The organism is Flavobacterium humi (assembly GCF_004745595.1).
In the GTDB taxonomy this organism is placed as follows: Bacteria; Bacteroidota; Bacteroidia; order Flavobacteriales; family Flavobacteriaceae; genus Flavobacterium; species Flavobacterium humi.
On sequence record NZ_SRLH01000003.1, the window covers coordinates 57,413 to 83,996 of the forward strand.

At 41.3% G+C, this 26,584-nt stretch carries 18 protein-coding genes; 5 read left to right on the forward strand and 13 right to left on the reverse strand.

Annotated features, from left to right (window positions below; translation table 11 throughout):
* Positions 1 to 41: 41 nt before the first annotated feature.
* The 13 genes from E4635_RS05645 to E4635_RS05705 form a co-directional block, all read right to left on the reverse strand.
* Positions 42 to 1,481 carry a complex I subunit 4 family protein gene (locus E4635_RS05645; protein ID WP_135525654.1) on the reverse strand — a complete coding sequence of 480 codons (1,440 nt, stop codon included), beginning with the start codon at positions 1,479 to 1,481 and terminating at the stop codon, positions 42 to 44.
* Between the two features lie 13 nt (positions 1,482 to 1,494).
* Positions 1,495 to 3,375, reverse strand: a complete 1,881-nt coding sequence (nuoL, locus tag E4635_RS05650) for an NADH-quinone oxidoreductase subunit L (RefSeq protein ID WP_135525655.1) — start codon at positions 3,373 to 3,375, stop codon at positions 1,495 to 1,497.
* A gap of 6 nt (positions 3,376 to 3,381) precedes the next feature.
* Entirely contained in the window at positions 3,382 to 3,702 is a 321-nt protein-coding gene (nuoK, locus tag E4635_RS05655; RefSeq protein WP_135525656.1) for an NADH-quinone oxidoreductase subunit NuoK, read from the reverse strand.
* A complete protein-coding gene (locus E4635_RS05660) occupies positions 3,703 to 4,215 on the reverse strand; it encodes an NADH-quinone oxidoreductase subunit J family protein (RefSeq protein ID WP_135525657.1) in 513 nt (170 codons plus the stop codon).
* Entirely contained in the window at positions 4,215 to 4,766 is a 552-nt protein-coding gene (gene nuoI / locus E4635_RS05665) for an NADH-quinone oxidoreductase subunit NuoI (protein WP_135525658.1), read from the reverse strand. The genes E4635_RS05660 and nuoI overlap by 1 nt, the downstream gene beginning before the upstream one ends.
* 6 nt (positions 4,767 to 4,772) lie before the next feature.
* Positions 4,773 to 5,804 carry an NADH-quinone oxidoreductase subunit NuoH gene (gene nuoH / locus E4635_RS05670; RefSeq protein WP_135525659.1) on the reverse strand — a complete coding sequence of 344 codons (1,032 nt, stop codon included), beginning with the start codon at positions 5,802 to 5,804 and terminating at the stop codon, positions 4,773 to 4,775.
* A complete protein-coding gene (locus E4635_RS05675; RefSeq protein ID WP_135525660.1) occupies positions 5,797 to 6,846 on the reverse strand; it encodes a 2Fe-2S iron-sulfur cluster-binding protein in 1,050 nt (349 codons plus the stop codon). Before E4635_RS05675 ends, nuoH begins: the two co-directional genes overlap by 8 nt.
* Positions 6,847 to 6,900: 54 nt before the next feature.
* Complete coding sequence (gene nuoF, locus E4635_RS05680; RefSeq protein WP_135525661.1) at positions 6,901 to 8,268, reverse strand: NADH-quinone oxidoreductase subunit NuoF; 1,368 nt, start codon at positions 8,266 to 8,268, stop codon at positions 6,901 to 6,903.
* Between the two features lies 1 nt (position 8,269).
* Positions 8,270 to 8,800, reverse strand: coding sequence for a complex I 24 kDa subunit family protein (locus tag E4635_RS05685; RefSeq protein WP_135525662.1), 531 nt, complete (start codon positions 8,798 to 8,800; stop codon positions 8,270 to 8,272).
* A 5-nt stretch (positions 8,801 to 8,805) separates the two neighbouring features.
* On the reverse strand, positions 8,806 to 10,044 hold the full coding sequence (locus E4635_RS05690) for an NADH-quinone oxidoreductase subunit D (protein WP_135525663.1): 1,239 nt from the start codon (positions 10,042 to 10,044) through the stop codon (positions 8,806 to 8,808).
* Between the two features lie 61 nt (positions 10,045 to 10,105).
* On the reverse strand, positions 10,106 to 10,627 hold the full coding sequence (locus E4635_RS05695) for an NADH-quinone oxidoreductase subunit C (protein ID WP_135525664.1): 522 nt from the start codon (positions 10,625 to 10,627) through the stop codon (positions 10,106 to 10,108).
* Positions 10,628 to 10,631: 4 nt separating this feature from the next.
* On the reverse strand, positions 10,632 to 11,180 hold the full coding sequence (locus E4635_RS05700; protein ID WP_135525665.1) for an NADH-quinone oxidoreductase subunit B: 549 nt from the start codon (positions 11,178 to 11,180) through the stop codon (positions 10,632 to 10,634).
* A gap of 50 nt (positions 11,181 to 11,230) precedes the next feature.
* Positions 11,231 to 11,596, reverse strand: coding sequence for an NADH-quinone oxidoreductase subunit A (locus E4635_RS05705; RefSeq protein WP_135525666.1), 366 nt, complete (start codon positions 11,594 to 11,596; stop codon positions 11,231 to 11,233).
* 335 nt (positions 11,597 to 11,931) lie between these two features.
* Here E4635_RS05705 and E4635_RS05710 point away from each other — a divergent pair, with 335 nt between their 5' ends.
* From E4635_RS05710 to E4635_RS05730, 5 genes are all read left to right on the forward strand, one after another.
* Positions 11,932 to 17,586, forward strand: coding sequence for an alpha-2-macroglobulin family protein (locus E4635_RS05710; RefSeq protein WP_135525667.1), 5,655 nt, complete (start codon positions 11,932 to 11,934; stop codon positions 17,584 to 17,586).
* A 59-nt stretch (positions 17,587 to 17,645) separates the two neighbouring features.
* Positions 17,646 to 20,021: a penicillin-binding protein 1C gene (gene pbpC / locus E4635_RS05715; RefSeq protein WP_135525668.1), complete on the forward strand. Its 2,376-nt coding sequence runs from the start codon at positions 17,646 to 17,648 to the stop codon at positions 20,019 to 20,021.
* Between the two features lie 207 nt (positions 20,022 to 20,228).
* Positions 20,229 to 23,102, forward strand: a complete 2,874-nt coding sequence (locus tag E4635_RS05720; protein ID WP_135525669.1) for a sensor histidine kinase — start codon at positions 20,229 to 20,231, stop codon at positions 23,100 to 23,102.
* A gap of 3 nt (positions 23,103 to 23,105) precedes the next feature.
* On the forward strand, positions 23,106 to 23,858 hold the full coding sequence (locus tag E4635_RS05725) for a LytR/AlgR family response regulator transcription factor (protein ID WP_135525670.1): 753 nt from the start codon (positions 23,106 to 23,108) through the stop codon (positions 23,856 to 23,858).
* A gap of 94 nt (positions 23,859 to 23,952) precedes the next feature.
* Positions 23,953 to 26,523: a LamG-like jellyroll fold domain-containing protein gene (locus tag E4635_RS05730; RefSeq protein WP_135525671.1), complete on the forward strand. Its 2,571-nt coding sequence runs from the start codon at positions 23,953 to 23,955 to the stop codon at positions 26,521 to 26,523.
* Positions 26,524 to 26,584: the final 61 nt, after the last annotated feature.

Below are 26,584 nucleotides of genomic sequence, written 5' to 3' on the forward strand. Positions count from 1 at the left end.
ATGTATATTTTGAATCCTGATTGAAAATCAAATTCTAACTATTATTGTCTATTAATTTTAGTAACAATCTCCTGTAAAGCAGGCGTTATTAAATCGTTTATCGGTTTTGGGTACAATCCAAAGAAAAGCAACACCGCAATGATCACAACGAAAACGATGGTTTCCTGGGTGGTAACCGCTTTAAAAACTTTGGCACCAGCCTCACCCAACATGACATGTTGGAACATTTTGAGCATATAAACAGCGCCCAGGATAATAGTCGTTCCGGCCAATATTGCGAACCAGATGTTGGCATTGTACAAACTATACAACAATGTGAATTCCCCGATAAAGTTGAATGTGGAAGGCAATGCCACCGAAGCCAGCATAACGATCATAAACATCGATGCGAACTTATTATCCTGGATCCTGATACCTCCCATTTCTGAAATTTCCTGCGTATTGAAACGTCTTTCGATGACTTCGGCTGCAAAAAACAGGCCTACTACCACAAAACCGTGGGCAATCATCTGTAAAACGGCACCGCGCAATCCGTCAAGTGTTAAAGTATAAGCTCCCGCAGCAATCAATCCTACGTGCGCCAAAGACGAATACGCCAATAATTTTTTAATATTCTTTTGCTTTAAAGCCACAACAGAACCATAAATAACCCCTGCAACACTCAATCCGATGAAAACATCCATGTACATTTTGGCTGCGACAGGTGCAATAGGCAATTGCCAACGGATAACGCTATACAATCCCATTTTCAGCATTATCCCCGAAAGCAGCATCGTGCCGGCAGCCGGAGCTTTCTGATAGGTATTTGCCTGCCAGGAATGGAAAGGAACGATCGGGATTTTAATCGCATACGCTAAAAACAAAGCCAGGAAAATCCAGAATTGCTCCTGGCCCGACAAATGGATGGCATACAAGTCACCAATAAGCAAGCTTCCCGCCTTTTGGAACAGGTAAATGAATGCCACCAGCATAAACAACGAACCGGCCAATGTATAAATAAAGAATTTGATGATGGCTTTTTTGCGTTCTTCCGCATCACCGTTGCCCCATAGCAAGGCTATAAAATAAATAGGGATTAATGATAATTCCCAGAATATGTAATACAGGAAAGCATCGGCACTTAAAAATGTCCCCACCATGGCAAACGACATAAACATCACCAAAGCATAGAAATTTTTGCTGTTGTTGTATTGGTTCCCAAAAGATGAAAACAAGATGATAGAGGTCAAGGCAGTTGTCAGCAGCAGCATAGCAACAGACAATCCGTCAACTTTTAAGGCGATAAACAAATTAGGGTTGGAAATCCAATTCTCGCGAAAATTGGTATCAATTCCGGCCATATGCTGATTGAATATGTATATCGAACCCGCCACTGAAGCCAAACTAAAAACCAAGGCTACTTTTTTAGCTAATTGATCACCGGCAAAATAAGTTGCGATAGCGCCGAATAATAAGAGAATGAGTATAAATGATACGTTCATTGATGTATGATTATTAAACTAAAAATAAATAAATTAAAATCGAAGAAACTCCAATTACAAAGGCGAAAAGATACAATCCGATACTTCCGTTCTGTACTGATTTCCCCTGGTTCCCGATTTCGTTTGTCAGTTTTCCCAATCCGAAAACAAATCCTGAAACCGCCTCTTCCACATATTTCCTGAAGAAATGGGACACTTTGTATAACGGATTCACAAAAAGGGCCTCATATGCTTCGTCAACATAATACTTGTTGTACAATACTTTGGCAATTCCTTTTATTTCCGAATCTTCGGCAGGCAATTGATTTTGTTTGATATATTTAGAGTAAGCGATTCCGATACCTAATAAAGCTCCGGCGGTGGCAATAGCCATCAATGTATATTCGGTAGCACCCAAATGATGCGCTTCGTGGGCCTTATTGAAGAAAGGCTCCAGGTAATGATTCAACCAGCTGTTCCCCGGCAAGCTTATCAATCCTCCGATAGCCGCCAAAAAGGCAAGTATAATCAATGGGATTGTAATTAAGGAAGGGCTTTCGTGCAAATGGTGTTTCTGCTCTTCCGTTCCCCTGAATTCCTGGAAAAACGTAAGGTACATCAATCGGAACATATAAAAAGCCGTCATGATAGAAGCGATGGAGCCAATAACCCAGAGTACAATGTTTCCGTGGAAAGCCGTCATTAAGATTTCATCTTTGGACCAGAACCCTGCAAAAGGGAAAATCCCAGCAATGGCTAATGTTGAAATCATCATGGTCCAGAAAGTAACCGGCATGGCTTTTCGCAATCCGCCCATTCTTCGCATATCCTGCTCCCCGTGCAAAGCATGGATGACAGAACCGGATCCCAGGAACAGGCAGGCCTTGAAGAAAGCGTGCGTGATTACGTGGAACACAGCCACTTCATAAGCGCCAAGACCCAAAGCCAAAAACATCAGCCCTAATTGGGAAACGGTAGAATAAGCCAATACTTTTTTGATATCGGTCTGAACCAATCCGATAGAGGCAGCCACTACGGCAGTAATGGTTCCAACTATCGCGATAATATCTTGTACATAAGGTGTCAGGTCAAATAGGAAATGCATTCTTGTTACCATGAAAATACCTGCCGTAACCATCGTAGCCGCGTGGATCAATGCAGAAACCGGTGTAGGTCCGGCCATCGCATCCGGCAACCAGGTATACAATGGAATTTGCGCAGATTTACCGCAGGCACCTATAAACAGGCACAAAGCCGCGATAGAAAGCAATGGGTTGGACAAAACAGCACTATTGCTCAAAATGGACGTCTTAAGTGTTGCATAATCCAAAGTATGGAATAAGTATCCTAAGATAAACAAACCGATCAGCAAACCTAAATCTCCGATCCTGTTCATGATGAATGCTTTTTTTGCAGCATCGTTATACTCCTGGTTTTTATACCAGAAACCGATCAAAAGGTAAGAACAAAGCCCTACGCCTTCCCAACCGATGAACATAATAAGCAGGTTGCTTCCCATAACCAAAGTGATCATGAAAAACACAAACAGGTTCAAATAGGCAAAAAACTTATGCATATTCTCATCATCGTGCATATAGCTGATGGAATACATATGGATCAATGTCCCGATCCCGGTTACAAAAAGCAACCACAGGATAGACAACTGATCTAATAGAAACGAAAAGTCAATATTGAATTTTTCCAAAGAAATCCATTGGAATAAATCAACCTGTACAGGTTGCCCTGTCGATTGAAGCAACGCAAAGAAATAAGTGGTTGCAAAGAAGGAAATCAGGACAGATAAAGTCCCTATAATTCCGGAAATGGATTTCCCGGCCTTTTTCCCTAAAAAAACATTGAATAAAAATCCGCAGAACGGAGCTAACAATAATACTAAAGCTAATTTTTTTTCCATTAGTATTTATCCTTTTAAATTTTTTAAATTATCGATATCAATAGAATTCAAATTCCTGAAAATCGATACTAATATAGCCAATCCTACAGCAACTTCGGCAGCAGCCACAGCCATAGAGAAAAATACGAATACCTGTCCCTGCGCATCCTGGTGGTATGTTGAAAAAGCTACAAAAAGCAGGTTTACCGCATTAAGCATGATTTCGATTGACATAAACATGATGATGGCATTTCTTCTGTATAAAACTCCAAAAACCCCAATACAGAAAAGAATTACACTTAGATAAATGTAATTTTCCATCCCTATTTCTTGTAAAATATTATCCATTTATTGAACTGATTTTTCTTTTTTAGACAATAACACCGTTCCTATCATGGCTACCAGCAATAACACGGAAGCAAATTCGAACGGCACCATATATTCGTTTAGCAATACTTTCCCCAATACTTTGATAGACTGGAAATCCTGGCCTGTTTGTTTGTAAGCTGCAATAACCGGCATCGCCTTGATAAAGACCGCCAGCATCACGAAACAAATCAACCCGAAGGAAATCACTGCAGCCAGTTTGGTAGCCCATTTTTTATGCGGTTCGCCTTCCTTGTTCAGGTTCATCAACATGATTGTAAACAGGAACAGGACCATAATAGCCCCGGAATAGACAATAATATGGACAATCGCCAGGAACTGCGCATTGAACAAAAGATAATGCCCGGCTACCGAGAAAAAACAAATAACCAGGTAAATAGCACTGTGAATCGGGTTTTTACTAATGATAGTCAAAAACGCTGTTGCAATGGTAATTGCCGACAGGAAGTAAAATATAATGAGTAATGTTGACATCAGTTAGCGTTTTTAAGTTGAGCGTTTTTCATAGCCATTTCCAGTGGCATAACTAATTTATCTTTCCCGAAAATGAAATCCTCCCTTTCGTAATTGGAAGGTACCAGGACTTTTGAAGTGGTTAGGTAAATAGCGTCTTTCGGGCAGGCTTCTTCACACAATCCGCAGAAAATACAACGCAACATGTTTATTTCGTAGATTTCCGCATATTTCTCTTCACGGTACAGGTGTTTTTCATCTGCTTTCCTTTCGGCGGCTTTCATCGTAATGGCTTCCGCAGGACAGGAAAGGGCGCACAATCCGCAGGCCGTACAGTTCTCACGCCCTTGCTCATCACGCTTTAGCATGTGCTGGCCACGGTAAACAGGGCTCATCTGGCGAACCTGTTCCGGGTAATGAATGGTTACTTTTTTTCTGAAGAAGTGCCTGATGGTAATCCATAAACCCTTGACAATTGCTACTAAATACAGGCTTTCCAAGAAAGACATCTCCTTGTGGGAAACTTCTTTTTTCCTGCCTGATAATGATATATTTTGTATAGTCGTTGACATGTTCTTTTATTTAAATGCTAAAATACAAACTCCTGTTACCATGATATTTATGATTGCTAACGGAATTAAAATCCTCCATCCCAAATGCATCAATTGATCGTATCGGAAACGCGGTATGGTCCAACGTACCCACATGTAGAAAAATATGAATCCGCATATTTTGGTAAACAAAGCCAGCATTCCTATAACATTTGCCGTATTCACACCGGCATTTTCCACCATCCATTCCATGCCAGGATAATTATACCCTCCAAAGAACAAAATAGACAAAATAGCCGAAGAAATAAACATATTGGCATATTCGGCAAAAAGGTAGAATCCCATTTTCATGGAAGAATATTCGGTATGGTACCCTCCAATAAGTTCCGATTCGCACTCCGCCAAGTCAAAAGGAGTCCTGTTGGTTTCCGCGAAAGCGCAGATTAGGAAAATCAAAAACGAAACCGGCTGGTAAAACACGTTCCAGTTCATTCCGGACTGTTGGGCGGAAATTTCTTTTAAACTTAATGTTCCGGTCATCATCAACAGGGCAATCATGGATAATCCCATGGCCACTTCATACGATACCATTTGCGAAGCCGCACGTACCGCTCCCATTAACGAGAATTTGTTATTCGATGCCCATCCCCCGATCATGATTCCGTACACACCTACCGAAATGACTCCGAAGATGTACAATAATGCAACATCAATATCAGTAGCCTGCAAAAGGATATCCTTTCCGAAAAGGTGCAGTTTGTCTCCCCACGGAATTACGGCACTTGTCATTAAAGCCGTACTCATGGCAATTCCCGGGCCTATGATGAATAAAAATTTATTAGGGGTATTAGGGAAGAATTCTTCTTTTGAGAATAATTTCAGACCATCGGCAAGAGGCTGTAATAATCCACCCCAACCCGCACGGTTCGGGCCAACCCTGTCCTGAAGGAATGCAGCCACTTTACGTTCTGCCCAAGTGGAATACATGGCAAAAATCATGGTTATGGCAAATACGCTTACGATAACAACGCTTTTTTCTATAATAAATGTACTATCCATTTTTCTTTGAATCTATAAGGTTGCCATCAATTTTTTCATTGTAATCTATCTCGGCCATACTGATTTTCTTATGGTCTTTATCCCTTCCTTCCAAAATTAATTTTTCGGTAGCGATTTCTACTTTTTCTAATTTCTGGGTGTAATTGTTTTGGTTGATTACAGAATCCTTCTCAAATTCACGAGGCCCTTCAATAGTCCAGTCCTCTACGTTTTTATGGTCAAAACGGCATCCGTTACAAATGAATTCTTCCACTTCATGGTACACATCCTTACGGCCGGTAACACGTTGTATCTCTCCACCGAACATCCAAACGGTTGTTTTTCCGCAGCATTTATCGCAATCCCTGTGGGCATTATACGGCTTGTTGAACCAAACCCTTGATTTGAAACGGAAAGTCTTATCGGTTAAAGCACCAACCGGGCAAACATCGATCATGTTCCCTGAAAATTCATTGTCAATGGCTTTGGATATACAAGTAGAAATATTCGCATGGTCCCCGCGATCCATCACACCGTGTACACGGTTATCTGTCAATTGGTCCGCTACCTGAACGCATCTTTGGCATAAAATGCAGCGGTTCATGTGCAGTTGGATATTCGGGCCGATATCTTCCGGCTCAAAAGTCCTTTTCTCTTCAATGAAACGGGATTTTGGGTTTCCGTGTTCGAAGCTTAGGTTTTGCAGGTCGCATTCACCGGCCTGGTCACAAACCGGGCAATCCAGCGGGTGGTTGATCAGCAGGAATTCCGTAACGGATTTTCTCGCTTCTTCCACTCTTGGAGAGGATTTGCTGTTTACTTCCATTCCATCCATACAGCCTGTTACACAGGATGCCATTAATTTTGGCATAGGCCTCGGATCGGCTTCGCTTCCTTTGGAAACTTCAACCAAACAACAACGGCATTTTCCGCCGCTTCCTTTCAATTTTGAGTAATAACACATGGCTGGCGGAACTAATTCCCCACCAATCATACGCGCAGCCTGCAGGATGGTTGTTCCTGGTTCTACTTCTATACTTTGACCGTCTATTGTTACTTTCATAACTCTTTTTGTTTAAAGTTTCTATGACTTGCGCCACACCACTTTCGACTAAATTTATACTGTTTGTTTTGTCACTAAGTGCTTCACTTTCTCAAAAGGTTCCGCTACGAAGTGGTCTCTGTTTTTTATTTTTTCCGGGAAACGGACATGGTATTCGAATTCTTCCCTAAAATGACGGATTGCCGCCGCTACCGGCCAGGATGCCGCATCTCCCAGAGGGCAGATCGTATTTCCTTCGATTTTGCTTTGGATGCTCCATAACAATTCAATGTCTTCCTCACGGCCTGTACCGGTTTCGATACGGTGCAGGATTTTTTCAAGCCAGCCTGTCCCTTCACGGCATGGAGTACATTGCCCGCAGGATTCGTGATGGTAAAAACGGGCAAAATTCCAGGTATTCCTTACGATACAAGCGGTGTCGTCGTATACGATAAAACCTCCTGAACCCAGCATGGAACCTGTAGCAAACCCGCCATCGGACAAGGACTCATACGTCATCAGACGATCAGCACCAGCTGCGGTTTTGTATATTAGATGCGCCGGTAAAATAGGCACGGAAGAACCTCCTGGCACCAAGGCTTTTAAAGGCCTGTCTGTGCTCATTCCTCCCAGGTATTCGTCAGAATTCATAAATTCGTATACACTGATTCCCATTTCAATTTCATAAACGCCAGGATTTTTGATATTTCCAGAAGCTGAAATCAATTTGGTCCCGGTAGAACGCTCGATGCCGATTTTTGCATACTCGGCCCCCGAATTGTTGACAATCCACGGCACGGCAGAAATCGTTTCCACGTTATTCACTACCGTTGGGTTGCCCCAAAGCCCCGAAACAGCTGGAAATGGCGGTTTGATTCGCGGATTTCCTCTTTTGCCTTCGAGTGATTCTATTAAAGCGGTCTCTTCACCACAAATATAAGCCCCGCCTCCGATTTGAACATACAAATCCAAATCGTAACCGGTCCCTAATATATTTTTACCCAACCAACCGGCAGCTTTTGCCTCGGCGATGGCTCTTTCCAGGATTTTGTATACCCACATGTACTCTCCACGGATGTAGATATAGGACAAGTTCGCACCCAAAGCATAACTGGAGGTAATCATCCCTTCAATTAACAAATGGGGAATGAATTCCATCAGGTACCGGTCTTTGAAAGTCCCCGGTTCCGACTCATCGGCATTGCAAACCAAATGGCGTGGTTTTCCTGATTTCTTATCGATAAAACTCCATTTCATACCGGCAGGGAAACCTGCTCCTCCACGGCCACGGATCCCTGAAGTCTTCACTTCTTCGACCACTTCGTCTGGCGTTAATGTTTTCAGGGCTTTCTCTACAGAGGCATACCCACCTTCACGACGGTATACTTCGTAGGTTTTGATACCCGGTACGTTTATTTTGTCTAATAATATTTTCTTTGACATCTTATTTATCGTGTAATATTATTTTATTGTCTCTACAGTCTGCGATCAACTGATCGATTTTTGCTTCTGTCAGGTGTTCCTGGTAGAAATCGCCCAATTGCATCATCGGCGCATAACCGCAAGCACCAAGGCATTCCACCCCACGGACTTCGAACATGCCGTCAGCGGTAGGCTCTCCTACTTTCACCCCTAATTTAGTACAGGTGTAATCCATTAGGTTTTCGGTCCCGTTCAAACAACAAGGCGAAGTATGGCAAAATTCGAACATGTATTTTCCAATCGGCCTTTGGTTGAACATGGTGTAAAATGTTACTACCTCGTAAACTTCAACAGGTTTGATGCGTAAAATTTCGGCAACTTTGTCTTGTAATTCGATACTCAGCCAATTGTCATGGGCATCTTGAACTTCATGCAAAACAGGCAATAAAGCCGATTTTCTTTTATCATCCGGATAATGGCTGCACAATTCGTCGATACGAACCATTAAGGCTTCCGTGATATTTATGTTTTGTTTGATCTGTGTTTTTTCCATAATTATTAAGCGTCCAATTCGCCGGCAATTACATTAAGACTTGATAATATTACGATGGCATCCGATAATAATGCTCCTTTGATCATTTCCGGATACGCTTGATAGTATATAAAACAAGGGCGGCGGAAATGCAACCTGTACGGAGTACGGCTTCCGTCTGTAATTAAGTAAAAACCTAATTCCCCGTTTCCACCTTCCACAGCGTGGTAAATTTCGGCAACAGGAACAGGAACTTCTCCCATGACAATTTTGAAATGGTAGATAAGGGCTTCCATATTATTGTATACATCTTCTTTTGGAGGAAGGTAATAATCCGGGACTTCAGCGTGGTAATCGTTTCCTTCGGGCATTTTTGCCAAGGCCTGGCGTATGATGCTCAAACTTTCCCAAACTTCTGCATTACGCACACAGAAACGATCGTAAGTGTCACCTGATTTCCCAACAGGGATAATGAATTCAAAATCTTCATAAGAAGAATACGGCTCCGCTACTCGGACATCATAATCAACACCCGCAGCGCGTAAGTTTGGCCCGGTAAATCCGTAAGCCATGGCGCTTTCAGCCGAAATAGCCCCTACATTGACAGTCCTGTCAATAAAGATCCTGTTTCGTTCGAAAAGATTCTCGAATTCCTTCCAGGCTGGCGGGAATTCTTCCAGGAAAACGTCTAATTTACGGAACGCTTCTGCAGACCAGTCTCTTTCGAAACCGCCCAAACGCCCCATATTGGTTGTCAAACGGGCTCCGCAGATCTCTTCGTATATTTCGTAGATTTTCTCCCTGAATTGGAATACATATAAAAACCCGGTATATGCCCCGGTATCAACACCAAGGATCGAGTTACAGATGATATGGTCAGTAATACGGGCCAATTCCATGACGATAACCCTTAAATATTGCGCCCTTTTCGGCACTTCAATATTCAATAATTTTTCCAAAGTCATCCACCACGCCATATTATTGATTGGCGAAGAACAGTAATTCATCCTGTCCGTTAATGGGGTAATCTGGTAAAAAGGACGGTTTTCCGCGATTTTTTCAAAAGCCCTGTGAATGTACCCAATGGTTGGCTCGGCATCCAAAATGCGCTCTCCGTCCATCAGCAGGATATTCTGGAAAATACCGTGGGTGGCCGGGTGGGTTGGTCCTAAATTCAGGATCGAGAGCTCGCTCCCGTCTTCGTTTAGTTTCTCCTTAATTATTTTAGCATAGCGATGCTCTGGCGGTAATAATAGTTCTGACATTTTATAATGTTGAATTATTTATTTTTATAATGAATCCCGTATTTCAGGGCGCATTTTATTATTAGCAGTTTGATGGTGTTCTTCCAAAAAACCTGTCGTCTTTATCTGTCCTTCCGGAATCTTCCATTGGGAATTCCTTCCGCATCGGGAAAGAAATCATTTCGTCCATGTTGAGGATTCTTTTCAATTGCGGGTGCCCGATGAAATTGATCCCGAAGAAATCATACGTTTCACGTTCCATCCAATTGGCGGTCAGGAAGATATTTGAAACTGATTTTATTTCAGGGTTTTCCCCGTGTATAAAACTTTTTATCCGGATACGTTTGTTTTCTACCCAGTTATGCAAATGGTAGACCACTGCAAACTGCTCGTTCACATCGCTGTCAGGATAATGGATCCCGCACAAATCAGTCAAAAAATGAAAATTTAAGGTTTCCTCGTTTTTCAGGAACAGGATTACGGGTGTTATTGTATCAGATGAAACTTCGAAAGTGAAGATATCTCTTTCCTGGCGGAAATGCATTACGCTTTCTCCAAAGGTTTCCGTTAATTTATCTTGAATTTGGGTGTTTTCTAAAGCCATGTTCTTATTTAATGTTATAAGATGCTAATAGTTCTTGATATTCCGGGGAGCTTCGGCGGCGGACAGATTCGGATTTAACCAATTCCTGCAAACGCATCACGCCATCCACAATCTGTTCCGGCCTAGGAGGGCAGCCCGGCACATATACATCAACCGGGATCACTTTGTCTATTCCCTGCAAAACAGAATAGGTATCAAATATTCCGCCCGAAGAAGCACAGGCTCCTACGGCAATAACCCAACGCGGTTCCGCCATTTGTTCGTAAACCTGGCGAAGGATAGGCGCCATTTTTTTGGAAATGGTACCCATAACCATCAGCATATCCGCCTGACGGGGAGAAAAACTCACACGTTCGGACCCGAAACGCGCCAAATCGTAATGCGACGCCATGGTTGCCATGAATTCGATACCGCAGCAAGAGGTTGCAAAAGGTAACGGCCACATGGAATTGGCTCGGGCAAGGCCTACAACATCATTTAGTTTTGTTGCGAAAAAACCCTCACCTGACAACCCTTCGGGAGCTTCTACTATTTTTATATTTGAATCGCTCATTTTACTTTTTACTTATTAAGTTATGAAAAATCACTACTTAAAACCGATTATTATTCCCATTCAAGGGCTTTCTTTTTGATGATATAGAAAAATCCAACCAATAATAACGACATGAAAATCACCATTTTGATCATTCCTTCTACGCCAAGGTCTTTAAAATTGATTGCCCAAGGATATAGGAAAATAACTTCGACGTCAAAAAGCACAAACAGGATAGCCACAAGGAAATATTTTACAGAGAACGGAATCCTGGCATTACCGATGGATTCGATCCCGCTTTCAAAATTCTTATCCTTGTTTACCGACGATCTTTTAGGACCTAAAAGGCTGGAACCAAATATGGTCGCCGCCACAAACCCGACCGCAAGCCCCATTTGCATTAAAATAGGTATATAATCAAATTGATTTGTATGCATGCTGCAAAAAATTAGTTTTTATCACTTACAAAGATACATGGCTGGAATTAAATCACAATTAAAAATGACATTTTCAACCAAAAAAACGCCTTTAAAAGAGTTATTTTTATTATTTCTAAATAAGGTTTTATATAATAATATCGTTTTGCGAAGTTTTATTGATAAAAAAGCAAAAATTAACACAAAAACTCTTAGAAAAATGACAATTAAATTTATTTTTCGAACCGCTGTAATTTATCTGTAAAAAGCAGAAAAATTTTACCAATTTGGTATTAGTTTTGATGTAGTTTTAAAGAACTTTTAACCATTTATTTACTCTTAAATTTTTTAATCAAATGAAAACGAAAAATTTTGTTTGCGTATGTATTGCTGTTCTTATTTTTCAGGCTTGTGGCAGGAAATCAGCTGCCGAATTCAATTCAGATTTTTCGTTGTTTAAGGGTATAATTACCAATTTTACGGGAGGCATAGTCCCGGCCCAGTCCGACATCCGGGTGGTTTTTGCCTTTGATAAAAAAGAATGGAAAGCCAACGATGTCCTGGACAGTGATTTGTTCGACATTTCACCAAGCGTTAGCGGAAAAGTTGTCGCACTCTCCAGCAACACCATTGCTTTTGTCCCTGAAAAAAAGCTGGACCCGGATACCGAATACCAGGTTACGTTAAAGCTTGATAAGGTAATGACGGTCAAAAAGGAGCTTTCCGAATTTAATTTTACGGTAAAAACGTTAAAACAGGATTTCCTGGTAACCACCCAGGACATACAATCCTACAGTAAAGATTACCAATACCTGAACGGGACTTTGAAAACCGCCGACAATATTGATTTCGAAACCGCTTCAAAACTGGTTTCCGCACAACAAAAAGGAAAAAACCTTGCCGTAAAATTCATCAAATCCCAGAGTACTGCCACTGAATTCAAATTCATAATAGACAGCATACAGCGTTTCGATGAAGATTCAAAAATTGAAATCGCTTATGACGGTACCGATTACGATATCGATCAAAAAGGCGAAATGGAATATACGATTGTCGGTAAAGATAATTTCAAGGTAGTCGATGTTACAATCCCGGAAGGTGAAAACCAGACGTTATGGATCAATTTTTCCGATGCGCTGCAAAAAGGCCAGGATTTCAAGGGATTGGTTTCCATCCAAAATGCAAAAAACCTGAAATTCGCCACGCAAGGCAATGTCCTTAAGGTATTTTTCAGCAACGAAGCCCCGCCAAGCGAAACCGTAGCCAAAGAAGCCATTGAAGTGGCACAGGCCGCCGCTGTAGATACGACCGCCGTTGCCATAGACTCTGCCGCTGCCGTTGTTGAAGAAGCCAGTTATGAAGAACCGGAAGAAGAAACGGTTTCAGAACCTATTACAGGAGGCAATGTCCTTGTCGAGGTTTTCCAGGGAATCGAAAGCGAAAACGGCTATAAAATGAAGCAGAATTTTACCACTTCCATTTCATTCGACCAGATAAAACCCAATGTGAAGTTCACTAAAAATGGGACCATATTACCGAGTTCCAATAATTTGAAGCTCAATTTCGAAGCTGTAAATTTAAGCGCGGTAGATGTTAAAATCTATAAGATATACAAAAACAACATCCTTCAGTTTTTACAATATAACGAATTGAACGGGGCTCAGAATTTAAAGAAAGTAGCGCAGCCCATCGCCAAAAGCACCATCAACCTGAAAGAAAACAAACTGGTCAATTTTGCCCAATGGAATACTTTTGCCCTGGACTTATCCAAAATAATTACTCCGGAACCGGGTGCCATTTACCGGGTTGAATTTTCATTCAAGAAAAAATATTCGTTATACAAATGCGACAATCCGGAAGCTTCAGACGAGCAAACCGAAGAGGAAGAAACAGACGAAAACGATGTAAACTACAGCGGGAACAGCTATGACGATTACTATTATGAGGATTATGACTGGCGCGAAAGCCAGGACGCCTGTACCTCTTCCTATTATTACAATACGACCATCGGGACCAACATCCTGGCCTCCGATTTGGGTGTTATTGCCAAACGCGGCGAAAACAAATCATACTTGTTTGCCGTCAATAATATCGTGACCACAGAACCTGTTTCCAATGCACGGGTGGAATTGTATAATTTCCAACAGCAAAAACTCGCTACCCAAGCCACCAACAGTGAAGGAATTGCCGAATTCCAGCTCGATAAATTTGCTTATTTTGCCATTGTAACACTCGGGACGCAATCTACCTATGTAAGGCTTGATGACGGGAATTCACTTTCCGTGAGTAATTTCGATGTTTCCGGCGAAGCATTGCAAAAAGGGCTCAAAGGCTTTATTTATGGGGAACGCGGAGTATGGCGCCCAGGCGATAACCTTTATTTGTCGTTTATTTTCAATGACGCTGCCAACAAATTACCGAAAAGCCACCCGATCAAATTCAGGCTTTCAGACCCTAACGGCAAAATAACCTATCAAACCGTCCAGAAATCGAATGAACTGAACCATTACAGTTTTATCGTCCCAACAAATCCTGATGACCCGACCGGAAACTGGGAAGCAATGGTTAGTGTCGGTGGTGCCAAATTTTACAAAAGCATCAAAATCGAAACCATTAAACCCAACCGTTTAAAAATCAAGAATGTCTTCAAGAATGCCATGCTTTCGGCTTCGTACCCAAATACCGGCAATTTGCAGGTCAATTGGCTTCATGGGGCTGTGGCCAAAGATTTAAAGGTAGAGATGCAGGCCAAATTTTCACAACAGGTGACCACCTTCAAGAACTACCCTAATTATGTTTTTGATGATTTGGTGCGCCAGTTCGGTACCGAAGAAATAAATGTGTTTTCAGGAAAAGTAGACGGCACAGGAAAAGCATCCGTAGTGATTGACCCAAAATTGCAAGGACAAGCCCCGGGCATGCTCAAAGCCGCTTTTATCACAAAAGTTTATGAAGAAGGCGGTGATTTCAGTACCGATGTCATTGCCACGACGTATTCGCCATATAAAACCTATGTCGGATTAAAATTACCGGCACTTACTAAATACGGAATGCTCGAAACCAGGACCAACAATACCTTTGATATTGTGACTGTCGATGAAAACGGCCGCCCGAAGCCGGTAAAAAACCTGGAAGTGAAAGTCTTCAAAGTGGAATGGCGCTGGTGGTGGGACGCTTCCAATGATAATGTGTCCAATTACAACTCTTCCGACGCAACGACTTCTTACAAAACCTTTAGGGTAAATACCGATGCCAACGGAAAAGCAAGCGTCCGTTTTGCACTTTCCGATGAAGAATGGGGGCGTTATATGATCCGTGTTACTGACCCTAACGATGGTCATGCCACTGCGCAAACAGTTAACATCGACTGGCCGGTCTGGTCTGGAAAAACCCGAAATACAGATGCTTCAACAGCCAATATGCTGGTTTTCTCTACCGATAAAAAAGAATATGCGGTAGGCGAAAAAGCGCAGGTATCATTCCCTTCCAGCGAAGGCGGCCGTGCTTTGATCTCCATTGAAAACGGTGCGAAAGTAGTACAGTCCCTCTGGGCAAAAACCACCAAAGGAGAAACAAAGGTTAGCATTCCGATCACCGCTGCGATGGCTCCGAACGTGTATTTCAACATTACGCTATTGCAACCGCATGCTTCCACTAAAAACGATTCGCCAATACGGATGTACGGGATCCTTCCTATTGAAGTGGTCGACAAGAATACCATCCTGGAACCTAAACTGGCCATGCCGGACGTATTAAAACCCGAACAGGCTTTTAATGTGAATGTAAGCGAAAAATCAGGCAAGGCGATGACCTATACCATTGCTGTTGTCGATGAAGGCCTATTGGACCTGACCCGTTTCAAAACCCCGAATGCCTGGGAGAGTTTCTACGTACGGGAAGCTTTAGGGGTAAAAACATGGGATGTTTACGATGATGTTATCGGTGCCTATGGCGGAAAAGTAAACCAGATTTTCAGTATCGGAGGAGACCAGGATTTAGGTGGCGGGAAGGCGAAGAAAGCCAATCGTTTCAAACCGGTCGTGATTTATCTTGGGCCTTTCAAACTTGAAAAAGGACAAACCAAAACCCATCAGTTGAAATTACCGAAATATATTGGTTCGGTACGGACGATGATTGTGGCGGGCGATGCCAATACCAGCGCTTACGGAAGTGCCGAAAAAGCCACTCCTGTCCGCAGCCCTTTGATGGTCCTTGCTTCGTTGCCGAGGAAAATTTCCCCTTCCGAAAAAGTAACGGTTCCTGTTACTGTATTCGCTATGGAAAACCATGTGAAAAATGTTTCGGTACAAATCAAGGCCAGCGCAGGATTGAAAATTATAGGAAAACCGGTCCAAAACCTCGCCTTTACAAGCCCGGACGAAAAAATGGCCTACTTCAACCTGGAAGTCGGTGCTGCCACCGGCATTGGAAAAATCGAAGTCATCGCTACTTCCGGCAAGGAAAGATCCGCTTATGACGTGGAAATTGACATGACCAATCCAAATCCTGTCACCACTACCTATTCTGACATTATTTTGGATCCGAACAGCTCCAAGGCGATTTCCTGGAAAACCTTTGGCGTTGCCGGAAGCAATAAGGCCCGGATTGAAGTTTCGTCCATGCCATCGATTAATTTCAACGGAAGGCTGCAATACCTGATCCAGTATCCGCATGGCTGTGTAGAACAAACCACTTCATCGGTTTTCCCACAATTGTATTTGAATGACATTGCCGATATTGACGCCAACCGCAAGTCTTTGATCCAGAAAAACGTAACGGCCGGCATTACAAGATTGGGCGGGTTTCAGTTAGCCAATGGCGGAATGTCTTACTGGCAGGGAGAAGGCACCGCCGATGATTGGGGAAGCTCGTATGCCGGGCATTTCTTAATCGAAGCAGAGAAAAAAGGCTACGTCCTGCCTATCAATTTCAAATCCAAATGGATTGCCTACCAACAAAAAGAGGCCAAGAAATGGCGTTTTGAAGCCAAATACGGCAACGATTTTGCACAGGCTTACCGTCTTTATACTTTGGCACTGGCAGGCGCACCGGATTTGTCCTCTATGAACAGGCTGCGGGAAACCGGCGGCATTTCAAACGAAAGCAAATTGAGATTGGCAGCTGCCTATGTATTGGCGGGCCAAAAACAGGCCGGGATGTCCTTATTCCTGAAAAGCAAAATTGATGAAGAAAGCAGCCATTACGGTTATTACTATTATGGCTCCGCGGACCGAAACCGTGCCATGGCTCTGGAAACGTTATTATTGCTGGGGCAAAAACAGAAAGCCTTTGCAATGGCCAATGCATTAGCGAAAGATATGTCATCGGATCAATGGATGAGTACACAAACCACAGCTTACTGCTTGTATTCGATGTCCAAATTTGCCCAGTTCAATGGCGGAAAAGGCGTGAATGTGCAATTTAGCAATAGCGGGAAGAATATCCTGGTCAATACCAACAAATCCCTGACAGAAAGAAACCTGGTTGTAAAACCGGGCGCGAACAGCATCACCATCAAAAACAATAAAAACAATACGTTGTATGTCCGTGTGCTGCATTCCGGGATTTTACCTGTGGGGCAAGAACAGCCCGTACAAAACAACCTTTCTGCCACTATTGTTTTCAAAAACAGGAAAGGACAGGCTATTAAAGTGTCCAAAATCAATCAGGGAACTGAATTTATTGCGGAAGTCACTATTAAAAACGAGAAAAACGAACGGGTGGAAAATGTAGCCCTTTCGCAAATCCTGCCTTCCGGTTTTGAAATTGTAAACACCCGCTTTACCGATTTTGGCGAAGCGACCAATAATGTTGCCGATTATATCGACATTCGGGATGACAGGACCAATTTCTACTTCCCATTGGGCGCAGGCCAGACCAAAACGTTCCGCATCTTGCTTAACGCTTCCTACCTCGGGAATTATTACCTGCCGGGATTGCAGTGCGAAGCCATGTATGACCATAGTTTCCTGGCCAGGACAAAAGGGCAATGGATAGAAGTGGTAAAATAGAATAATTAAAACCCTTTCGTTCCGGGATTAGGGATGAAAGGGTTTAAACAACCAAAACCTTGAAAGCGAAAATCAAAGCGTTGCTACAGCGCATCTTCCATTGGATACAAAACAACAAAAAGAAATCAGCCTTCCTGTTTGTAGTACTGGCCGCTTATTATTTTTCATTACCCCGGACATTATTCCAGGAACCCTACTCGACTGTTATTGAAAGTAAGGAAGGGGAATTGCTGGGCGCAAAAATAGCCCGTGACGGACAATGGCGTTTCCCGGCGCAGGACAGTGTGCCTTACAAATTCAAAAAATGCATCGTTTATTTTGAAGACGAGCATTTCAGGTACCATCCGGGGTTTAATCCTATAGCAATGTACAATGCCATGCGGCAGAACAGCAAGGCCGGGAAAATAGTCCGTGGTGGAAGTACCCTGACCCAGCAAGTTATCCGTTTGTCCCGAAAAGGCAAAAAACGGACCTATTTTGAAAAAATCATCGAACTCATCCTGGCCACACGATTGGAATTCAGGCATTCTAAAGAAACCATCCTGGAATTGTATGCGGCGCATGCTCCTTTCGGGAGTAATGTGGTGGGGCTGGAAATGGCTTCGTGGCGTTATTTTGGCGTGCAATCGCATCAGTTATCCTGGGCGGAAAGCGCTACCCTTGCCGTTTTGCCCAATGCACCGAGTTTGATTTATCCTGGGAAAAACCAGCAACGATTGCTCAAAAAACGCAATACCCTTTTACTGAAATTAAAAAACGAAGGAATCATTGACGCACAAACCTATGCTTTGGCTATTGATGAACCCCTGCCGCAAAAACCTTATGATTTGCCCCAGACGGCTCCGCACCTGTTACAGCGGGTGGCCAGGAACCAGGAAGGCACACGGTTGAAAACAACAATCGATATTGCCTTGCAGAATAGGGTTAACCAAATCGCGAAATACTATTACAGCCAATACAAACAAAATGATGTAAACAACCTGGCGATTTTAGTCATTGATGTGCAGAACAGGAATGTGATCAGTTATGTCGGGAATTCCCCATCGGATGAAAACCATCAGAAAGATGTAGATATTATTGGCGCTCCCAGAAGCACAGGCAGTATTTTGAAGCCTTTGCTGTATGCAGCTATGCTCGATAACGGGGAAATCCTGCCCAATACTTTGGTCGCCGATATCCCAACACAGATTTCCGGGTATACGCCACAGAATTTCAATTTGACTTTTGACGGTGCCGTCCCTGCTCATAGGGCGCTCTCGCGTTCGTTGAATATCCCGGCGGTTTTGATGCTCCAGGAATATGGCGTAAACAAATTTTATGAAGAACTGCAGAAATTCAAACTCAGGGATATTTCCAAAACACCGGATCATTACGGCTTGTCATTGATTTTAGGTGGTGCCGAAAGCAATTTGTGGGATTTGTGCCGCACGTATGCCGGAATGTCTTCAACCGTAAATTATTTCAACAAAAGCAATGGAAAATACCGCAGCGGGGAATATGCCGAACTGAATTACGATGAGTCGATCCTTCCGGATTTCGGACACGAAAGCAAACAGAAAACCATTTTGGGCGCCGGTGCTATCTGGCAAACATACAATGCCATGGAAGAGGTAAACCGCCCCGAAGGGGACGAAGCCTGGAAGTTTTATGACAGTTCCCTGAAAATAGCCTGGAAAACCGGCACCAGCTTTGGCAATCGTGATGCCTGGGCCATCGGTACCAATTCCAGGTATGTGGTAGGTGTCTGGGTGGGCAATGCCTCCGGGGAAGGAAGGCCAACGCTCACCGGAGTAACCAGTGCGGCACCTATCTTATTTGATGTGTTTAATTTATTGCCCCGGAAAAAATGGTTTGATGCTCCATTGCAGGATTTGGCAGCAGTAGAAATATGCAAGCTGAGCGGGCACCTGGCGCAAGAAGACTGCCCGAAAATAAAACAATATGTTCCGCTTAAAGGAAAAACCACTTCCATTTGCCCGTACCACAAAACCGTGCATTTGGACAAAACCGGAAAATACAGGGTAAATAGCAGCTGTGAAAACGTGGAAGACATTGTGACCCGAAAATGGTTCGTATTGCCCCCGGTTATGGAATGGTACTATAAAAACCAGCATATTGACTATTTGCCTTTGCCCCCTTTCCGAAGCGATTGCCAGGGGACACAAACTGCTTCCATGGATTTTATTTACCCGAAAACGAACAGCAAGATTTACCTGACCAAAAATTTCAACAGTGAAACACAGCCTGTCATCTTAAAAGTAGCCCATTCACAGCGGGAAACTGAAGTATTCTGGTATGTTGACAATGTGTATAAAGGATCGACCAAAACCTTTCACGAAATGCCCATTACACCTACGGAAGGTTTTCATTACATCACGGTAATCGATGAATCCGGTTATGAGATTAGGAAAAAAATTGAGATTTTGAGGGAATGATTGCAAGGCCGGTTTTGTAGCGGCTCCTATTTTTGTTTATTAGAATACATTGCTTTTTGATTTATTTTACAGAAGCTTTATTACTGCCTGGTGATTGTCTGGAAAGTCAAAACCGGATTTCGGAAAGAGATTTTATTTTTTTGGAAGCAAAAGACTATTTTTGATTACTTGAAAAATAACTACTTATATATCTTTTTTCTTTTTGCAATGGTAAACTTACTTTTTGCACAGGATCCAATTACTGTAAAACTGACCGAAAACGAAGGATTACCTGATGTGGAATTTTATGATATTGCTGAGGACAACAAAGGGTTTATCTGGCTGGCTGCCGACAAAGGCCTATATCGTTTTGATGGGAAAGAGTACCTGCCATATACGCATAAAGACAAAAGAGGGCTCTCTGTTTTTGGTTTGAAACCTGACCCATGGAAACAATTATGGTGCAATAATATTTCGGGGCAGTTCTTCTTTCTTAAAAATAACAAACTGGAACTTTTTTTAGATTTAAAAAATGAACTTAAAGGAGAACTTGCAGAATTTGTTTTTTCCAAAGACAAACTGATTATTTTTAGCACTTCCTTAGTTTTAGCAGTAGACTTAAAAACCAAAAAGAGAGAAAATCTATTGAAACAGGCTGTTACCGGTTCGCATATTGTCCGTTCTCCGTTCCAATTTAAAGGAGCCACCTACTTTACTATTGATGATGAAATTTTTTCCATTGAAGGCAGCACGATTCGTTTGGCAGTAAACAACAAAATAACCGGTTTTAAGAACACTGTTTTCCCTAAGTTTTTTGAATATAAAGGAAATCTATTTTTAATTTCGTATGATAATGTTTTAAACCAAAATCGGTTTTTTAAAATAGCCAACAGCCATCTTTCTGAAGTTTTCTTTCCCGAAAAATTAAAAAACAACAAAATAATAGCTGTATCGAGCCAAGGCCCATTTTTATGGTTTTGCACTTCAAACGGCCTTATAAAAACAGTAGAAAAAAACAATCGGTTCCAATTGGATGGTATTTTCTTAAAAGATGATTTTATTACACGGCTTATATGGGACAGCAATGAATCATTATGGATTTCCACTTTAAACAATGGCATATTTATCATACCGACGCTACAGGTTAAAGCCTACATGAAAATTGTTGCCAATGATATCATTTCATCAATTGAAAAAATAGATGTGGCAAAGATTGCTGTGGGAACGACAAAAGGAAATCTGTTTATTGTTGATTTGTTAACTGGTAAAAAAGAGAAAATCTATCTGACTAAAAAAAGGAAAATATCCAGGCTATTGTATCTAAAAAAGGAAAATACACTTCTTATAAGCACCGAAAACAGCTCTTACACTTACAACACCGCTACCAAAAAAACCAGCGAGACAGATCTTTTTCTCAATGCTAAAGACCTGCATAGCATAGCGGGTTCGAATCAGATTATTTATTGCAGTTTTGACCGGGCATTGATTTTAAAATACGAACAAAACAACATCAGTGTTTTCCGGAACTTAAATACCCGCAGGGCTTATAGGGCCTATTACGACAAAAAATCCAGGCAAATTTACATCTCGTATGTAGATGACTTGGTTGCTTATGGTCCTAACGGCAATTCCAGGTCCTTGCAATACAAAGGCCATCCCATCATTGCAAAAGATATTTGCCAAACTGACAATGGCATTCTTTGGATAGCCACTTTCAACAATGGCATTTTAGGGTATAAAGACAATCGGTTTGTACAGAATTTTGACAGCACCCGCGGATTAAAATCGAATATTATCCAGGAAATAAAAAGTGACGGCAATGGATTATGGATTGTTACTGACAAAGGAGTCCAGCTGCTCAATACAAACACAAATACATTCCGGTCTTCCTCCATAAACAATGTCAATCCGGCCGTTACTGTTAAAAGCATCATCACCAATCCGAAAACCATCCTTTTTGCCACTCAGGAAGACATTCTCGAAATTGACAAGACATTACCGCCAAAAGAATACCGTCTGAAGGATATATACATAAAATCTATTACGATAAATGAGAAAGATACTCTCGTACAGGAAAATTATTCTCTCCCATATAACAAAAACAGAATCAAATTTACCTTCCATACCAACGGGTTCTATCCAAAAGACGAATTACGATTTGAGTACAGGCTCCTTGGATTAAATCAAGATTGGGTCCCCTTGGACAAGAATGTAGACTTCGTGAATTTTAACAGTCTTCCTTCCAGGGATTATGTTTTTGAGATACGTGCCAGAAGCAACAGTAAAAGCGGGTATGTTACCGCAAAAACCAGCTTCAAGATTCACCAGCCTTATTGGAAAACCTGGTGGTTTATATCTGGCCTGATTCTTATTTCGTTCGGATTAACAATCTTATTTTACAGAAATAAACTGAAAATCAAAGAAAAAGAAAAGGAATTAGCCATAAAGAGAGCCAATTTTGAAAACGAATTGGCAACGCTCAAATTAGAGAATTTAAAATCCCAGATGAATCCCCATTTCATTTTCAACGCCCTGAATTCTATCCAGGAATATATTATTTTAAACCAAAAGAACCTGGCTAGCTCCTATTTGGCAAAATTTGCTGATTTGATACGGGCCTATTTAGACCACAGTTCAAAAGGATATATTTCAGTAAGGGAAGAAATAGAATGTTTGGAAACGTATCTTCAATTAGAAGAACTCAGGTTCGAAGATAAATTCCGTTATAAAATCACCTGTCCAAAAGGCAATGAAGATATCAGGATCCCAACAATGCTTATCCAGCCTTATGTAGAGAATGCCATAAAGCATGGCTTGCTTCACAAAAAAGAAAACAGGAACTTGACCATTGATTTCGAATTACTGAACGATGAGAAAATACTCCGTTGCATCATTGCAGATGATGGGATAGGAAGAAAAAAGGCAGCGCAATTGAGGAACATGAAACACCGTTCGTTTGCCACGGAAGCCACCCGGCACAGATTGGATTTATTGAATTTTGGCCGTGAACGGAAAATAGGCGTAACCATAGACGATTTAGCCAATGATTCCGAAGAAGCCATTGGTACAAAAGTAACTTTATTAATCCCTTTAATGCACTAAACAATGGAGGCAATAATAATTGATGATGAAAGGAAAGCGAGGAGCCTGCTTCGCATTTTAATAGCGGAAAACTGCCCTAAAATCAGCAGTATCATGGAGGCTGAAGACTTGCTTTCGGGAGTGGCATTGATAAAAGAGCGCCAGCCGCAAATCGTTTTCCTGGATATTGAAATGCCGGAGCATTCCGGTTTGGAAATTCTCAATTTCATGAACAAGGAAGACGTTACTTTTGAAATTATCTTTACTACAGCATATAGTGAATTTGCAATAAACGCTTTCCAACTTTCCGCTATCGATTATTTGCTGAAACCTTTGCGTGCGGAAACCGTCAAGGAAGCCACCGAAAAAGCAATACATCAAATTGGAAAATCCAATATAGGCCTAAAATTGGAAGAATTGCAGAAAAGTCTGAAAACAACCAATTTCAATAAAATAGGCCTGCCCTTCTCTGATGGTTTTAAATTTGTAAATTTTGACGACATCATCCTGTTTGAAGCCGATGGAATGTATACCAAAGTAACTACCATAAAAGAAACAGAAATCCTTGTTTGCAAACCTTTGCGCCACTTTGTTACAGTATTGGAAATCCAACCTAACTTTTACAAGCCTCATCGTTCTTATCTTGTAAATTTAAAATACATTAAAGAATATATCAAAAAAGATGGCGGTTACATTGTCATGGATAACAACAAAACTGTTTCTATTGCCAATGATAAAAAAGAAGAATTCCTGATTATCATTCAAAATATAGGATAAAGCCTTCAGCAAGTCAAAACCCAGTTTCAGAAAGTCGTTTTATTACGGCTTTTTTTTATGAAGAAATTTACCCTATTCTTCTAATCCTAAAATCATGAAAACAAAATTATTTTTCCTAGTTCTATTTATTTACCAATTGAGTTCCGCACAATTCCCTACCAACGGTTTAGTTGCTCAATATGGCTTTGATAACGGAAGCCTTTTAATAGATGGCGCAAATGGAATTAATCTCACACAAACAGGAACCGCACTTACCGAAATAAACAATCGCTTTGATACTGCTCCAACCAGTGCGGTGCGTTTAAACGGCGATCGATTAACAAGACCTGATATTAATTTCCCTAACGATGCATTCAATCTGGGAAATCAGGCAACTATAAGTTTTTGGATTAACACCACAACAAATGATGCTGATGCAAGAATTATTTTTGACGACAGTAACAGGGCTACTTTTGCAAATGCTAATTGGGCAGGTTATTATATTTACCTGCAAAATGGAAAAATTGGTTTTGCATTGAGTGTTTTGTACAATAATGCCAGTTTAGGTTATAGAGGTGGTGGAGTATTAGGAACAACGGTTGTTAGTGATGGGAATTGGCATCATGTTGCGTTTACGATTTTCAATAGTCTTTCGACCTCGCCTTCTGGCCTGACAGATACTGCAACAAACTCAGGCAGGTTATATATAGATGGGGTCGATATGGGTAGCGGAGGGGCAACTAATACAGGCCAGGCAGGAAATGTTTACTTAAGTCTTTCCCATGACACAACCGGCACTATAAGCATTGGCAACAACCGATCTAATTCTCTTGCTACTAATAATAGGTATTTTGACATTATAGACGATATATTGATATACAACAGGAATTTAACTGCCGCAGAAATAGCAGGTATTTCAAATTATAATAATTTTTGCTTTACACCTCCATCTTCGATTGTATCAGTTGCTGCCATTACTCATACATCGGCAACCATAACCATTCCCGGAAATAGCACGTATGACATTGCTTATCATAAAAATTCAGAAGCATTTTCTAACGCTGTAATTATTTACGGAATAACTTCCGGGACAACAAACTTATCTGGATTGGATATTTTTACAAATTATAAAGTATATGTAAAACAGCATTGTGCAAACAATACAACAGGATGGTCATTGCCGGTAAATTTCACTACAACCAGAACACTTGGACGTATTTATGTAAATAGTGCTGCTTCAGGAAACAACAATGGCATATCATGGGCACATGCTTATACTACTCTCGAAAATGCCCTTGCCGTGGCACAAGACAATGAAGAAATCTGGATTGCCGGAGGCCTATACAAACCACACGCGTCTGATAGGACAATAGCATTTACAGTTTCAGATCTTAATTTGAAATTATATGGAGGATTTGCCGGCAATGAAACACAGCTGTCACAACGTATATTTGGAACTCATGAAACGATTCTCTCGGGAGATCTATTAGGGAATGATGACAACATATTATCTCATGTTAACACAACCCGAAATGACAACAGTTATACTGTAATTAACATACAAGGCAACAATTTGTTACTTGACCGTCTAACAATAACCGGAGGTCATGCCAATGGTGCTGCAGCGCCATTTAAAACCGGAGCCGGCATTACCAAAAGCAGTACGGTTACAAAAATGACTTTAAACAATTGTAAATTGATTAAAAATACAGCAGAGTATGGAGGCGCATTGCTTGCCGTGTTTAATAATACCTCTTCAGAATTAATTATCAGCAATTGTGAATTTAGCGAAAACTTAGCCTTAGGCGGCGGTGCCATTTATTCCTACACAAACAATAATGCATCAGCAACGTATACAGTTTCTAATTCCTTATTCAAAAAAAACCAGGTAAAAGATAACGCAGCGGCACTTGGATATTCAGGGAGTTCGTTATGGTTACGTGCTTATGGGACAAGTTCTACGATAGCAACAAATATTAGTAACTGCACTTTTGCCGATAATCTGGATACCGGCACATTTAGCGGTATAAATAATTTCAATAGAGCTACATTAGTAATAGGCAAACGAAATAGCGTTAGTGCAAACCATACTGCAACTATCTCCAACTGTATCTTATGGAATAACAAAGCTGCCGGAGGAACTGTTGCAAGGCCAATTTCCGGGCTCATTGATGACATAGTAAACCCTATTACGATTACAAACTCAATTGACGAAACTAATTTTACCGGGGTTACCCTAAGCGGTACTTCGTTAAACACTAGTGGTTCTAATCCTTTATTTACTAATGCTGCCAGTGGCGATTACACTTTAAATCCCGGCTCACCAGCGATTGATACCGGCAATAATGCAAATGCCATTGGAACTACTGATTTGTTAAATAATCAACGTGTATTCAATTCAACTGTAGATATGGGTGCTTTTGAGTTTGGATCTACTGTTTTAGGGCTGCAATCCTTCGATTCTTTTCCGGATTTTTCGATTTACCCAAATCCAACCTCTTCTCTAGTAAACATAGAATCTAACAAAGAAATAAAATCAATAGAAGTATATTCATTAGAAGGAAAATTAATATTTATTTCGATTGAAAATAAAATCGATGTTTCTAATCTGAAATCGGGATTATATTTAATAAAGGTAACCAATAGCCAAAATGAAACCGTAATAAAAAGATTGATAAAAAAATAATATTTTACCGCTTACTCTTTACGTAAAGAAAATCATTGCTTTAACCGAGTAATGATTTTTT